General features: G+C 45.1%; 11 protein-coding genes. 5 read left to right on the top strand and 6 right to left on the bottom strand.

All coding sequences use genetic code 11. The features are described from left to right. Window positions 1-232: 232 nt before the first annotated feature. The 4 genes from IPZ60_RS02840 to IPZ60_RS02855 all read right to left on the bottom strand — a co-directional run bounded on the left by IPZ60_RS02840 (window position 233) and on the right by IPZ60_RS02855 (window position 5,219). Window positions 233-2,500, bottom strand: coding sequence for a TonB-dependent receptor (locus IPZ60_RS02840; RefSeq protein WP_194196368.1), 2,268 nt, complete (start codon window positions 2,498-2,500; stop codon window positions 233-235). Between the two features lie 201 nt (window positions 2,501-2,701). After that, entirely contained in the window at window positions 2,702-3,199 is a 498-nt protein-coding gene (locus IPZ60_RS02845; RefSeq protein ID WP_194196369.1) for a DUF2946 family protein, read from the bottom strand. Between the two features lie 247 nt (window positions 3,200-3,446). Continuing rightward, window positions 3,447-3,812 (bottom strand): DUF3817 domain-containing protein, encoded by a 366-nt coding sequence (locus tag IPZ60_RS02850; protein WP_194196370.1) that lies wholly within the window; start codon window positions 3,810-3,812, stop codon window positions 3,447-3,449. Between the two features lie 231 nt (window positions 3,813-4,043). Next, window positions 4,044-5,219: a siderophore-interacting protein gene (locus IPZ60_RS02855; RefSeq protein ID WP_194196371.1), complete on the bottom strand. Its 1,176-nt coding sequence runs from the start codon at window positions 5,217-5,219 to the stop codon at window positions 4,044-4,046. A gap of 151 nt (window positions 5,220-5,370) precedes the next feature. On the opposite strand from IPZ60_RS02855, the gene IPZ60_RS02860 reads away from it, so the two are divergent. From IPZ60_RS02860 to fhuB, 3 genes are all read left to right on the top strand, one after another. Beyond that, window positions 5,371-6,135 (top strand): ABC transporter ATP-binding protein, encoded by a 765-nt coding sequence (locus IPZ60_RS02860; protein ID WP_194196372.1) that lies wholly within the window; start codon window positions 5,371-5,373, stop codon window positions 6,133-6,135. Between the two features lie 65 nt (window positions 6,136-6,200). Next, a complete protein-coding gene (locus tag IPZ60_RS02865) occupies window positions 6,201-7,247 on the top strand; it encodes an ABC transporter substrate-binding protein (protein WP_227669205.1) in 1,047 nt (348 codons plus the stop codon). Further along, on the top strand, window positions 7,244-9,361 hold the full coding sequence (gene fhuB / locus IPZ60_RS02870; RefSeq protein ID WP_227669206.1) for a Fe(3+)-hydroxamate ABC transporter permease FhuB: 2,118 nt from the start codon (window positions 7,244-7,246) through the stop codon (window positions 9,359-9,361). Before IPZ60_RS02865 ends, fhuB begins: the two co-directional genes overlap by 4 nt. Before the next feature lie 66 nt (window positions 9,362-9,427). On the opposite strand, the gene IPZ60_RS02875 is transcribed toward fhuB, so the two are convergent. Then, window positions 9,428-10,339, bottom strand: a complete 912-nt coding sequence (locus IPZ60_RS02875) for a LysR family transcriptional regulator (protein WP_194196373.1) — start codon at window positions 10,337-10,339, stop codon at window positions 9,428-9,430. 158 nt (window positions 10,340-10,497) lie between these two features. Here IPZ60_RS02875 and IPZ60_RS02880 point away from each other — a divergent pair, with 158 nt between their 5' ends. Next, entirely contained in the window at window positions 10,498-11,688 is a 1,191-nt protein-coding gene (locus IPZ60_RS02880) for an MFS transporter (RefSeq protein WP_227669207.1), read from the top strand. A gap of 78 nt (window positions 11,689-11,766) precedes the next feature. Continuing rightward, entirely contained in the window at window positions 11,767-12,906 is a 1,140-nt protein-coding gene (locus IPZ60_RS02885; RefSeq protein WP_194196374.1) for an MFS transporter, read from the top strand. Between the two features lie 122 nt (window positions 12,907-13,028). Here IPZ60_RS02885 and IPZ60_RS02890 read toward each other — a convergent pair whose 3' ends face one another. Beyond that, window positions 13,029-14,195 (bottom strand): TauD/TfdA family dioxygenase, encoded by a 1,167-nt coding sequence (locus tag IPZ60_RS02890; RefSeq protein ID WP_194196375.1) that lies wholly within the window; start codon window positions 14,193-14,195, stop codon window positions 13,029-13,031. Window positions 14,196-14,212 lie beyond the last annotated feature (17 nt).

A 14,212-nucleotide genomic window follows, 5' to 3' on the forward strand; every position in this document is an offset into this window, starting at 1 on the left:
CTGCCTTATGCGTTTTTCTGTTATTTGTCGTTACTATTAACGCTGCTCTTTGGCTTTACGGGAGTGACTATTAGTCGAATAAAGAGCCATTAGGTGTTATCTGCTCACTATTACTTCTGATGCTATTCTTACTATAAAGCTGTCCCAAACAATATTTAGGACAGCTGTTAATACTAGGGCGTGTCTTCAATTCACTCGAAAAATGAAGACACACCCTAGACTTTAGTACCGATTAAAATTTATAGTTGATACCCATGTAAAATGAGCGGCCCACGCCAGGTACAGCAGTGCCCCAGTTAGAGCCTGTAGTTAGCTCGTTATTGATACCCATGGTACTGCCTTGACCCATATACGCACCGCCTAGTGGTAATGCGTAGTTCTTATCCAATATATTATCAATACCGGCCTCAACGCTAATCGCATCCCACTGATAACCAGTGCTCAGGTTTAACAAACCGTAGCCAGCTGTTTTAATCTCATTACGCGGTGTCGACACCTTGTTTTTAGCAGCGACGGCAACCACTTCGACTTGGTTTCTCCAGTTATTGTTTTCGTGATTGAGCGCAATGCTAGCATTGAGTGGCATGATGTTGTATAGGTGGGAGCCTGTGTCTTTATTTTTGCCATTGGTATAGCTCAATGAGCCTGTAAGTCCCCAATAACCCCAAGCATTAGAGGTTAAGTCACGGTCTGCTGTGATATCTAAGCCATATATTCTTGCATCTTGATTGGTATAACGCATCACATTATATTGATTCGCCGTTTGGGTAGTTGCGGCGGTATTGGTTGCTGAATCCCATTGTATGGCATCAACATAATCATCGATGTGTGAGTAATAAGGCGTTGCTTTAATACCCCAGCTGTCATCAGCACCGCGCCAATCGAATGTTAGAGATAGCGTGTTAGATTTTTCTGGACTCAGATCAGGATCACCGAAATAGCCGTTACCATCACCCACGGTATTGTTCATAATCGATGCCATGCCCCATGTCGACCATATATAGCGCTCGTATAGGCTAGGGGTGCGCTCTTTGTGTGCGACTCCTATCTCTATTGATCGCTGAGTGTCGATGTCGTAGCGTGCAATGGCAGTGGCGTCAATATTGTTGTCAGTTGTGCTACGGTCGCTTGCGTTGAAAGCAGCACTATCTCGGGCTTGATTGGCCATCATATTATAGCCGCTGACTTCGTCAGCACTGGTACGCACGTTTTCGTAACGAGCACCCAGCTGTGTGGTCCACTTTGGTGCTATCTGTTTTTCCCACTCGCCATAGACACCGATACGTTCGCGTTCGCCATTATTGATATTTTGGAACTCACCAGGCCCCATCATGCCAGTACCAGAGGCTGGCCATAAGTCATCGAGGGTGTAGTCTTGATACTCAGCGCCTACGGTCACAGTGCCTTGGTTAGTCAAATCGATAATGCCTTTGAGGTTAGCACCGATGGTTTCACTGTTGGTATACATAGGCATACCCGGAGCCGTACCGTACAAGAACTGTTTGTCTTCACCAAAGTTCATATAGTGTTCGACGTCTTCATGATACGCCTGTGCTTCTAATTGTCCCCAGCTTAAATCGCCTTTGTATCGTAGATTGATGCGGTCGAGCTGGTTGTCGAGCATGTCCATACGCTGGTTTGGGTAAAGCTCTTCTGGCACACGTTGCCAAAGATAGGTACCTTGCAACAGATGATCGCCATTTTGATAAGCCACATTGACAGACTGAGTCTGGCTTTCAAAGGCAGTCGAACCAACTTCATCTTTGGAGAGTTCTTTGCCGTCGCCACTCGCATCTGTGTAAGACTTAAAGTCACCACCAGCGTCGTAATTGTCTGATTTGGCGTAGCTGCCTTTATAACTGAGGCTTAAAGTATCGTTAGCGATAGTGGTTTCAATGTTGGCACCGTAGCCATTACCATTACTTCGATAGAATGTGCCAACCTCGCCTGACGTCACAACGGTACTGTCTTCTGAAAACGTTGGCTCTGCTGATTCTACTACGATGGTGCCGCCAATACTGTTACCACCGACACTCACGGGCGTGACGCCTGCATAGACTGTGGTTTCTTCCACGGCGCTAGGCGATATGTAGGATAGCGGTGAGTTCATACTGTTTGGGCAAGAAGCGATGGAGTCCACACCGTCTACTAAAATGCGCAGACGATTATCAGCCAGTCCTCTAATGACGGGCAAGTTTGAGATGCCACCAGCACTCTGCACATTTATGCCTGGAATTTTGGTCAATATGGTTGCAGTATCACTGGTTGCTAACTGTTTGTTGTCGATATCATTTTTATTAAGCGTCGCAGATGTACCAAGGTTACTGGCATCTGATGCGGTTGCCATTACTGTAATAGTGGGCAGGTAGGCCATTGGAATATCGTCAGTATTAGAGTGATCCTCTCCATTGTGGGCATAGGCATTACTGATTTGAAACAAAGCCATTGCCAACACGCTAAGCTTTAGAGCAGGGGTCGTACTTTTTAATGGTTGTAACATATTCTTTTCCTGAAAACTTTAAAAAACACATGATAAGAGGATTGTATTTTTGGTGATCAGTCACGGTCAGGCAGCGCATTAATAATGATAATAGCTCGCTGTACGACGCTATATACGGTCGTCAGTTATGCTCTCAACGTTTTATCGTTGAGCGGGTTACCAACTGTTAAATCAGCTGTCAATATTATTGGTAGTGACTGATTAAGCAATCAGGATAAAGGGAGGGGCACGGGAGAATGGTCGTAAGAAGTCAGTTGCATAGTAGACCACTATTGTAGGCGGTATCATCGCTACGATAGCGGTGAGTTCAATGAGCTGAAATTCAGGTAATTCGATGATAAGCGGGGTAATCACTGCTGACATGGAGGTACATATGTCACAGCTATTGTGTTGCTGCGCATCGTGTTTGGAGGTCGTGATGGTCTCTGTATTGACTACTGCTGCTGTCTCTGAGTGTGTCAGCATTGTGGCATCTGAATGATGCTGCGAATGCATATTGTGGTCATGAGAAGCAGATATAACAGGTGCAAGCTCAATACAGATACCGTGACCCAAACTGGCGTTGTCACTCCATAAAGGGGTCAACAATGGAGTGGTATGTAACAGCCATGCGAGGCATGCCAATAGCATAGCTGTCCACATCATTGCAGGTGACAACAATGAATATCGGCACGTATTGTTGGGCAGCTTTACAGGCATAAGGTGCTCATTACTCTAGTATCGCAAAAGAATATTGAATAATCGATAATATGATTCTGATACAATTAGCAAAGAAAAATTAACAAGACTTATAAGGAATGCTATTCTACGGTAATTACCTTGTTTTTTACAAGGAATAAAATATTGAGAGGAAAATTAAGATTGTGGCAAAAAAATACCTCGATGAGCCTTTTATGAGACGCATTGGGGTATCTTGTTTATCTATACTAGAAAGATGTTTTTACGCTTACTTTTCTGCGTTTTTGTTCAAAGTTTTCTTCAGAAAATGGTCGAATATAAAGGGCCCAAAGGGTAAAAATGAGCCAAGCACGCCTGCAGGCATGGCCCAAAGCGGCATTCTTATTCTACCGACAGTAATCAGTAGGACAAGGATATAAGCGATAAATAATATGCCGTGTGCCATGCCGATATATTTTACCGCTTCGGGCATACCCATCATATATTTAAGTGGCATAGCAATGCCCATCAATAATAAGAAAGAAGTGCCTTCTAGATAGCCGACAACGGTTAATACCTTTAACGATGAATGCTGTTTTTTGCTAGGGCCAGTTGTTTCACTACTAGTAGGGCTGGTGGTCTGAGCTTGTGACACGTTGTGTTCCTTTCGATATTATTGAATGCACCATATGATACTGGCTTTGTTCTATGCTTTGAAGGATTGCTTTGTGTCAGTGACTATATAGTCTATTCTTAGGGTAGACCCCAGAATATGTTCTCACTTCAATCTCTTCAAAACTTGTGTATTTCCCATCCGTTCAGCATCATTTATATAGACTCAGCTTTTACTGCCTTAGCTTTTATTATATGAGTCTTTATGTCTGTTTCAATCCTTACGCCAATAGACTTTAACGACCGCATCAGCGCGCTCTAATGTGAGTCTTTGTTTGAGTAATCGACGCAGTGATTTGGCGGCACCTGCTTCAAGCGCTCCCCAGACCTTATCGATTTTTAGCGGATGCGTGGCTAGATAGTCGCCCACTGTATTGTCTATCAACGTAGCTAACTCTTTTCCTGAATTTACCTGACCTGTCACTAATGGCAGTACTGTGATTTTATTATCTGTATTGCTTTCTATGTCACTGCTCATGTTATCAGCGTTTATTTTGACGTCATTAAAATAAGCTTGATCTTTTCCATCTTGAGTAACACAGAGGATGAGTGGTGGTAGAGGATTGTCCCACAGCTCCAGTAAGCGTGCTACGGTCGGCATCGAAGTCTCATCTGCCACTAGCAGCGCTTGTCCCTCATGTAGATGCTCAACTTTCTCTGGAAACTCGCGCTTACTGATCACGCTATCACCTGCTTGCAATGAGCGTGCCCAATTGCCGCCAGAGGTATCTCCGTGTAAAAACACATCGACCCATGCCTGCACACCGTCTGAAGTTTGCCATGCTTTTCTTAGCGTGTAATAGCAATGAGAGCGCGAAGGGCGATCATGCTCATCAGTGACGTTATGCTCTAAATCAAATAAGTACGCATAGCCCGCTTCATTGACGGGCACAGGATTAGAGGTATTAGTTTCTGGTGCTGTTAAGGTCAGACGCAGCATGTTTTCGCTAACCTGATAGCTGTCTTGTACAATGAATTTTTGCTCAGTCAGCTTGATGGTTTTTTTGCCGAGTTTTTTATCTGCGCGTTGTTTAAGCAAAATGTATTGCGTCTGTAGTTCGCTAAGCTGTGTAATAGGCGAGGTAAATGGTATAAAAAAATCATGATCTTGAACGGCTGTATTTTGAGAGTTTGCGCGCGGATGTGTTGAATCGTTCGGCTGTACTCGTAACGCGATACCTTCAGCATAAATATTAGACAACTGTATATCTGCGTTATCCATCTCATCGATCGTCAGGGAAGTAAACGCTTTCAAAAATCCAAGCAACTCGTCGAAATGCTCTTCATTGATATGAGCAATGGTACTTGGCAGCTCTGGAAGGTCTAATGGGGTATAGCTGTTTTCTTGAATTGGGCGCTCATTTGTGGCAGCTAAAGTAGAAGGCATCATATATATACTCACGAACAACAGTGAATGGGAGGTGAAAAGAATCATATTTTGAGTTAATGATAATTGTTTTTATTACTATTTACGAGTAAAATCAGTTTTTATTGGTTATCCAATATAAATACAATGATTTAAATTAATGATGAGTGTCTCTATGTTACGTGCAAACCAACTGACCATCAGCCGTCAAGGAAATACTCTGTTAGACAATGTTAGCTGTGAGATTGATACCAATCAATTGGTTGCTTTGGTGGGACATAATGGCTCTGGCAAATCAACTTTGATCAAAGCGTTGGCAGGCGAGATGATAGGTAATGGCGGTAGCGTCAGCTTAGATGATCGTCCTATGAGTAGCTACAGTAGTAAAGAGCTGGCACGCCAAATGGCATACTTACCGCAGCAGTTGCCTGAAGCCGCTGGTTTTACTGTACGTGAGCTGGTTATGCTAGGCCGTTATCCACATCAAAAATGGCTACAAAAACCCACTCAAGTTGATAAAGATAAAGTAATAGAAGCCATGCGTATTACGCAAGTAGAAGCGTTCGCTGACCGTCTTACCGCCACATTGTCAGGTGGTGAGCGTGCGCGAGTTTGGCTGGCGATGTGTCTGGCACAAGACACGCGATATCTGTTACTTGATGAGCCACTGGCTGCACTAGATATGCACTATCAGTTAGAAGTCATTCAGCTGATTCGCCGTCTGGTCGATGAGCAGGGCTTGAGCGTGGTGATCATCGTACATGACATCAATCTGGCTGCGCAGTATGCCGATCGAGTGATTGCTCTAAAAAAAGGCCGCATCTGCCATAACGGTGATATCAAAAGTACCATGCAACCGGACATACTACACAATATCTTTAATGTTGATATGCAACTACTCAGCCATCCTATAACAGGGCAACCTGTCGCCATCGCTTAATGTCTGGCTCATCTTGTGTCTCCTACTTGCTTACTTCACTTTATTTGCCCAAAAGATAGGCCGCCATGTTTCCTGCTCTTTATAAAAATAATATCTCTAAAAATGTCTCAAGAAATACTATCAAACCGTCAACCAAAGATGGTTCATCAGAATCTTCAAAGATACGCTTGAAGCGGTTGTCTCTCGTCGTCAGCTTGGCATTGACTACCATGCTGACCGCGTGTCAAGAACCAGTGACTGAGCAAAAAAACGTTCAGGCAACTGCTGAAACAGACGTTCAGGTAGGCGAGGCGAATCGCAATAAAATGAATATTGTCTCACCTGATTGGGGTAACGCAGCAACTTTGACAGCGATGGGCTATCCACCGATCGCGACTGGTGATGTTCGAGTATGGGACAGATGGGTAGGGACACCAAGTCTGCCGCCTAATACGATGGACTTGGGTATTCGTTATCAGCCTAATGCTGAATTGGTCGCCCAGTTGCCAGTTGACCTAGTGGTAGATAACTCTTTTTATCAACATGCCCGCAATTTATATGGTGATGTGCCTGCCGAGTCTATTATGTTTGCCGCTAAAGGTGAGACAGCTAATTGGACAGATTATACTGAGCCCACTCGTAAGCTGGGTGAGATAATTAATGAGCCAAAATTGGCGGAAGATTATATCGCCAAAAGTAAACAAGACATACATATTGCTAGTGAGCGTCTCCAACAGCGCTATCCAAACGTTAAGAAATTTGCAGTGGTACAGTTTGCTGATGCCAATAACATGCGTATGTATGTCGCAAACAGTTTGTTTCAACCAGCGCTCATAGGTATGGGCAGACAGCTTGATGTGTTGGGCAAGGGCAATAAATGGGGGTTTGTACCGATACGTATGGGAGATTTGGCACAGTTAGACGCTGAGACCTGTCTCTTGATTATAGACCCCCTGAGTCCAATCACCCGTGCTGAGATTGATGATAGTTTGATCTGGCAGCGGTTGAGCTATGGCAATGAGCGCTGTGTGGGTGAGCTACCACCAGTATGGATATATGGTGGCATGTCATCATTGGTCAGTTTGGCCAACAATCTATCAGAAGTCACATTACAGGGCGGGGCCGCATCATGAGCCATAATACTGCCGATACCACCATCAATAACGTTGATTCTATGTCTTCACTCCCTCAGCAAGCCAAGCGCGAATCCCAACATAATAATACGGCTCCCAATCCGTCACCAAATTCGCCGTTACCAGAGGTTTCTACTGCTAGCACTTCGTGGCGATTATGGGTGATGCTTGTTGCTCTCATGGTGTTGTCACTATCGAGTGGGTGGGCATTAATCGCTCAGGAGTGGACACGGCCTATCGCCGATCTGCTAATGCCAAGCTCACAGTTAGACATTGCAAGTATGGCGACACAGCTGCACTTGGTCGCAACCAGTATCGTGGCAATATTGGCAGGTGGACTGCTTGGGGTCGTCAGTATTTTACTCCAGCAATTGGTCAAAAACCCATTGGCTTCAGACACCACTTTGGGTGTCGGTGTGGGTGCGCAATTGGCAATGCTAATCGTGACCCTGTTTTTGCCAAGCTTGGCAATTTATGGCGGTATTTATGTCGCGTTTGTCGGTGCGATTATCAGTATGGGCTTGGTATTTGCCTTGTCAGCACCCAGTCGCTTTAACCCGTTGATTTTAATACTTGCCGGCTTAGTGGTGAATATTTTGCTCGCTGCGGTGGCCAATGTCTTGGTGTTATTTTTCGCGGAGCGCAGCAATGGTATGCTGTCATGGGCTGCAGGGTTTTTGGCACAGAATAGCTGGCATACCAGTACGACGCTATCGATAACCGCAGTTGTGATGCTGGTCGTATGTCTGCCATTGTTAAAACCACTGACTCTAATGAGCTTAGATGACTTGCAAGCCAAGCGTTTAGGCGTACCTATTAATAGTATTCGCGCGCTAGTGGTGTTGCTCGTCGCGATCGTAACTGCATTGGTCGTGAGTGAAGTTGGGCTGATTGGCTTTATCGGATTGGGTGCGGCTAGTCTGGTCAATGCGCTGGGTATTTCTTCTATTAGCAAGCGTTTAGTCGTCGCCTTCGTATTGGGTGCGCTATTACTATGGTTGACCAGTAATGTTGCGTTATTGCTAGAGCCGATACTTGACATGCAGATTCCAGCAGGTGCAATGACGGGCATCCTCGGTGCTCCGTTGATCATCTGGCTGATTTTACGTCAGCGCCGTGAGCAGATAGAGACCGTAACCCCAATGATTACCGGTAAGGATAAGCCGGTCGTATTATGGCGTTGGGGTATTGGCGTAGTTGCACTCATCGCGTTGGCATGTCTGTTCGTCCAAGATATCAATGGCTGGGTATTCAGTACCGACTGGGCCATTACTCAGCAATATCGACTACCTCGCAGTTTGAGCGCGGCGGCAACGGGTCTAATGCTTGCCATCGCTGGTGTGCTATTACAAACGCTCACGCGCAATCCAATGGCAAGCCCAGAAGTATTGGGGGTCAGCTCGGGCGCTGCGCTTGGCGTTATTTTAGGGTTTTTGCTGCTGCCCAGTTTGGGTCTGTCCGCAGGTGCAGGTACGTTGCTCATCTCAGGATTGTCTGGTGCCATGGCGGTGTTGCTATTGGTTATTTGGCTGGCACGTCGAGTAAGTTCGGGCTATCTATTATTGGTCGGTATCGGGATCGCTGCCATGATGGATGGGGTGATGCATATGGTAAAGATATCTGGCGATCCGCGTTTAGAAGCGATGCTCAGTTGGCTATCAGGAACGACCTATAGCGCCCAGCCTAGTACGGTTTGGTATCTTATTGCGATTGCCTTTATTCTGTTTGCACTCAGTTTGCTAGTAGTAAAACCTTTGCGTATCCTTGGTTTGGGTACAGGCGTGGCTCGTAATTTGGGCGTCGCCGTCAAGCCCGTGACCCTTGCATTGTTGGTATTGGTAGCGGCATTAAGCACCGCCAGTACATTGGCTGTCGGGCCACTAAGTTTTATTGGCTTGATGGTGCCACATTTGGCGACGTCGCTTGGTGCGATAAAGATTGAGCGTCAATTGCCATTAGCCGCCTTGCTCGGTGCAGGTGTGATGGTGATAGCAGATTGGATTGGGCGTTATGTTATCTTCCCTTATGAGCTGCCTGCGGGTACTGTGGCGGCTATTATTGGTGGCGCATATTTCTTGTGGCTGATTCGCAAAGTGCCTGTTTCTGCGAGTTGATGGTTCTCACAATAGTATTAAGCCCCATTTTTCTATAAACCAGACGAATGGGGCTTTTTTATAGGCTCAATACGCCATACTTTGCTGTATGTCATCTGTCGCGCTCAACGCAACCGCGACGAAAGCGGCAGCCGTTGCACTGTTATTGGTCTGCTTGTATTGGATATGCACGGGTATGTGTGTGCTGACATTGTTTAGCATCATAAAGTGACAGCCATCGCTATACAGTTTGCGTACGCAATAAGGCGCAATCGCCACGCCTAAGCCTGCAGCTACCTCGGTCACCAATGTCTGCATGTGCTTGGGTTGACTGATAATATTGGGCGAAAACCCAGCTTGTTTACACAGCATGATGGTTTCATCAAATAGACCAACCGCTTCATCACGGTTAAAAATAATAAACTTATCATCTTTCAGCTGCGCCAAATCAATGGTTTGTTGATCGGCCAATGCATGGCTCTGGTTCACAATCGCCACCAATTTATCGATATAAACACTGTGGCTGACAAAGTCATCGGCAATAGCGCTCGGTAGCGGCCTAGAAAAACCAATATCAATGCGATCATTATTAAACGCTTCTATTTGTTCGGTCACCGTCATCTCAAATAATGACACATGCACGTGCGGAAATTTTTCTTTATAACTGCGTACCAATGTGGCCATAAAGGTCAGACATGCTGAGCTTAAATGCGCAATATTGAGCGTACCTACCTGTCCGTCATGTGCCCGTTTAACTTGTGTTTTCGCTTGCTCTGCTAAGCTCAAAATAACAGCAGCGTCTTTCAGTAGTTGCTCGCCAGCGGGTGTGATAGTCACCTCACGAGAAGTACGGTTAAATAGAACAACACCCAATTCTGTCTCTAACGATGAGATATGGCGACTGATGGCAGGTTGTACGGTATACAGCTCACGCGCCGCTTCCGAAAAGCTCTGGTGCTTGGCAACGGCCATAAAGCTTTTGAGTGTTTTTATATCCATATCATCAATCCCTTTTATTAATATCTTTCATCAAAATCTTGCTCAATCTTGGTTTTTTATCTATACAGTATTTGTATGGATTCAATCATATACTATCATTTTTGTTATGGTTTGATAGGCTCTATACTTGCGGCATGATTTATTAAGCCGAGATAACAATGGATAAGCCAGTACCAGTACTAAACCAATCGTCAAGCCAGTCATTAAGCCGATTTATTCTGCTTTTAATGACCGCCGCGATTGCTGCAACCGCCGCCAACCTTTATTACAATCAGCCGATTTTACCGCTCATCGGTCATGAGTTTCATTTGACCGACTCACAACTGGGTAGTATTCCGGCATTGACGCAGTTTGGTTATGCCTTTGCTTTACTGTTCCTCTCACCTTTGGGCGATTCGATTGCGCGTAGACGCTTGATTGGTATTCTGTCGTGCTTATTAGTAGCGGCTTGTATTTTTGCAGCGATATCACCCAGCTTACCCGTACTGCTGCTATCGGTGTTTTTGATTGGTGTCAGCGCCAATATTACCCAACAGCTCATTCCGTTTGCCGCGTCCATGGTGTCTCCTGAAAACAAAGGTGCAACCCTTGGTACTCTGATGATGGGGTTAACCATTGGTATATTGCTATCTAGAACCTTAAGTGGGTTTGTAGGGGAGCAATTCGGTTGGCGCAGCGTGTTTGTGATGTCTGCAGCACTTGCCGCTATCTTTGGGATATTACTGCGGGTATTTTTGCCAACCAACACCCCACAAACCACACTACGTTACTTTCCGCTTATTAAAAGTAGCTTGGCACTGTTTATAAAACATAAATCCCTGCAGAAATTCACCCTTGCAGGCGCATTTTGGTTTGCTTCATTCAATGTACTGTGGGCAACACTGGCGATTTATGTCAGCGATGCGCCTTTTAATTACAATGCACAGCAAGCAGGATTGTTTGGTGTGATTGCGCTGGCAGGCGTGATAGGGGCTAAATCCTCTGGCAAATGGGTCAATAAACTGGGCTCTAAAACCTTAGTGATGATCGCATTGGCACTGGCTGCCACAGGCTTCGCTATTACAGGGTTGTTTGCAGGTAATTTGGTGTCGCTGATTGTCGGTATTATCTTAATCGACTTTGCTGTATTCAGTGCGCAAGTGGCCAATCAGGTTCGCGTCTTTAGTATCGACCCAGCTGCCCAAAGCCGTATCAACGGTATCTATATGTTGGGTTACTACACAGGCGGAGCATTGGGGTCTATGGCGGGTGTCAAAGCTTTTGCCTTATACCAATGGCCAGGAGTAGTGGTGGTCAGCATCGTCTTTATCATCATCAGCGCAATATTCAATTCATTCGCCAAAAAATAAGCGATATCAGTACGTAGGTATTGATTAGTACGAGATTACTGATAAATCGATGTTACTTCTTATCGTCTAAGGACACATATGAACCAATTAAAAACGGCAGGTAGTTTTACCTTACTGTGTATTGCCAGTTTGACCATTATGGTCGGCACGTTACTGGCACCCGGCTTGGTCAGTATTTCGGCAGGCTTGGGCATTACCGACAATAGCGTGCTATTAATCACCTTGCCGTCATTGGGTGCGGTGGTATTTGCGCCACTGGCTGGCAAGTTAATCGATAAATATGGCGCGTACAAACTCTTGATAATCGGTTTGTTTTTATACGGATTTGCAGGTGCCAGTGCTTATCTTCTATATGGACCAGCACAGGTGTTTAGCAATCGGTTTCTATTGGGCGGTATAACGGCAGTCGTCATGGCGAGCTGTACGGTACTAATCTCCACGTGGTATCAGGGGGAGGCGCGCCTAAAAATGATTGCCAAGCAAGGGATGTCCATTGAGCTGGGCGGGGTTATATTCTTATTTTTAGGTGGTTTGCTAGCTTCACAGTTTTGGGCATTACCGCTATCGATTTATTTATTAGCGTGGGTGTTTTTAGCCATGCTGCTACTGTTTGTACCACGGCATCATGTAACTGCTGTAAACAACGATCAGATGGCCGAGGACGATAGTAAAGCCATCATTAGTGGCTTATCTCTAAAAAATGTATATCTTATCTCAACCTTAGCGATGACCATATTTTTTACCTCAACCGTGTTACTGCCCATCACCATGCATGAATTGAGCTATAACGAATCACAAATTGGTCAACTACTGGCCTTTATCTCTTTGGTGGCAGTCGTTACCGCAGGCTTTATGCCAAAAATAATCAAATGGTTGAATGAACCCAAAGTATTGGCACTGGCATTTTTAGCATTTGCGTTGTCGTATATTTGCTTTACGCAAGCCAGTACTTTGCTACTAACATTAGGCGCGCTATTGATCGGTATTGGCTTTGGTTTTAGTATTCCGCTGTTGAACCATATGACCGTCGAGCTAAGTGCTGCGAAAGTACGTGGCCGCAACTTATCTTACTTTACGATGGCGGTGTTTTCGGGTCAGTTCTTCACATCATTTATGGAGTACATGCCGGGCGGCGCGCACAACGTGTTTATTATGTGCAGCGTGTTGAGCGTCATTATTAGCATGGTTTTATTTGTGAAAGGTCGTAAATTTGCTTGATAGATTGCTATAGTGGGATAGAGATAAAGTAGAAAAAGGGAAGGGGCTAATAATCCTTGGCCAACCCTCTTCAAACCGTCTGATTCTGTATTACCAACAGCATCAGACGGTTTTCGTTTTAATTAAGCCAGTTGCTTTTTAAGCGTTCGTAAACGACTTTTAAACTCTGAGCGGTCAACATAACAGCCTTTGAGACGACGCTCACCGACGTTTTCATCAAATGCGTTACGCCCATGCAGGACTCGGCGGTTATCAAAGACCACCATTTGACCCGCTGCTAATTTTAACTCAATCTTATAGCGACTGTCTTTTAGTCGAGCCATCAGCTCTCGATAAGCGAGATAGTAGTCGTACATAATATCACTTGGCAAATCAAAAACATCTGCAAGATGCGCGTTGTATTTGATTTCGACAATATTGCCAAAGTTGTCTAGATTGATGACGGGGTGGTGCTCACGGATATCATGGGCAGTGTCATGAAAACGAAAGGGGATAGCATACTCGGCAAGCAAGCGAAAATACTCAGGCTGCTCTTTTCGTAACCCTTCTAACACCTTTAATCCATCCACAAAAGTAGATTCGCCGCCTATGCTTTCATTACTCAAAAAATGCAAAAATTGATAGCCTGGAGGCAATTCCTGATTTGGCAAGTCGGTATGCAAAGGTAATGAGAGTGAGGTATAAGCCAAATTAATCGGTGATTTTTCTGATATCACATCAAAGGTCATACCGAAATTAGTCTGCCGCAGATAATCAACTCGCATGGCGGTCTGTACGCCAGCATCAGAGTCATCTGGCATATTATCAATGATAGTAAGCCCATATTTATCCAGCGCACTCATCCACTCATATAAAGCACTGTCACTGGTCATGATGCTCTGTTGGTCATACATCGGAATGTGGTCAATAAACGTGCCATCCCAGCTTTCATAAGGACTGCTATGGTCCTTGGCCAACGCGTTAGAATACCCAAACTCACGTAACCAGCTTTGTTCAAAGTGGCTGATATGCTCTTGTTCTGACCATTCAATCGTCAGCGTTGTCTCATCAAAAGAGACGGATAGCGGATGGATATCTTTTGAGATACTCAGCAAATCAAAGCTACGCTCGCCAGTTTGCGGATGAAAAGCCGATGGGCAGTTATCACGCAGCCAGATATAGTGATAGGTGCTCTCGATACCATCATTCCAGCGTATTTGAATGGCGCGGTCAATGAGTGCAACGGATTCTATTTGATAGTCATTTGCTACGGTGATGTCTAGAGATGGTGTTGCTTGAGGCGTTTCCATTGGAGCAGATCCTACAT

This window comes from Psychrobacter sp. NG25 (assembly GCF_015234355.1).
GTDB lineage: Bacteria > Pseudomonadota > Gammaproteobacteria > Pseudomonadales > Moraxellaceae > Psychrobacter.

Bases quoted from the DNA above. Each gene is read 5' to 3' on its own strand.
- IPZ60_RS02880 (WP_227669207.1), top strand. From the start codon at position 10,498: ATGGATAAGCCAGTACCAGTACTAAACCAATCGTCAAGCCAGTCATTA.
- IPZ60_RS02845 (WP_194196369.1), bottom strand. From the start codon at position 3,199: ATGCCTGTAAAGCTGCCCAACAATACGTGCCGATATTCATTGTTGTCA.
- IPZ60_RS02860 (WP_194196372.1), top strand. From the start codon at position 5,371: ATGTTACGTGCAAACCAACTGACCATCAGCCGTCAAGGAAATACTCTG.
- IPZ60_RS02875 (WP_194196373.1), bottom strand. From the start codon at position 10,339: ATGGATATAAAAACACTCAAAAGCTTTATGGCCGTTGCCAAGCACCAG.
- IPZ60_RS02865 (WP_227669205.1), top strand. From the start codon at position 6,201: ATGTTTCCTGCTCTTTATAAAAATAATATCTCTAAAAATGTCTCAAGA.
- IPZ60_RS02840 (WP_194196368.1), bottom strand. From the start codon at position 2,500: ATGTTACAACCATTAAAAAGTACGACCCCTGCTCTAAAGCTTAGCGTG.
- fhuB (WP_227669206.1), top strand. From the start codon at position 7,244: ATGAGCCATAATACTGCCGATACCACCATCAATAACGTTGATTCTATG.
- IPZ60_RS02885 (WP_194196374.1), top strand. From the start codon at position 11,767: ATGAACCAATTAAAAACGGCAGGTAGTTTTACCTTACTGTGTATTGCC.
- IPZ60_RS02855 (WP_194196371.1), bottom strand. From the start codon at position 5,219: ATGATGCCTTCTACTTTAGCTGCCACAAATGAGCGCCCAATTCAAGAA.
- IPZ60_RS02890 (WP_194196375.1), bottom strand. From the start codon at position 14,195: ATGGAAACGCCTCAAGCAACACCATCTCTAGACATCACCGTAGCAAAT.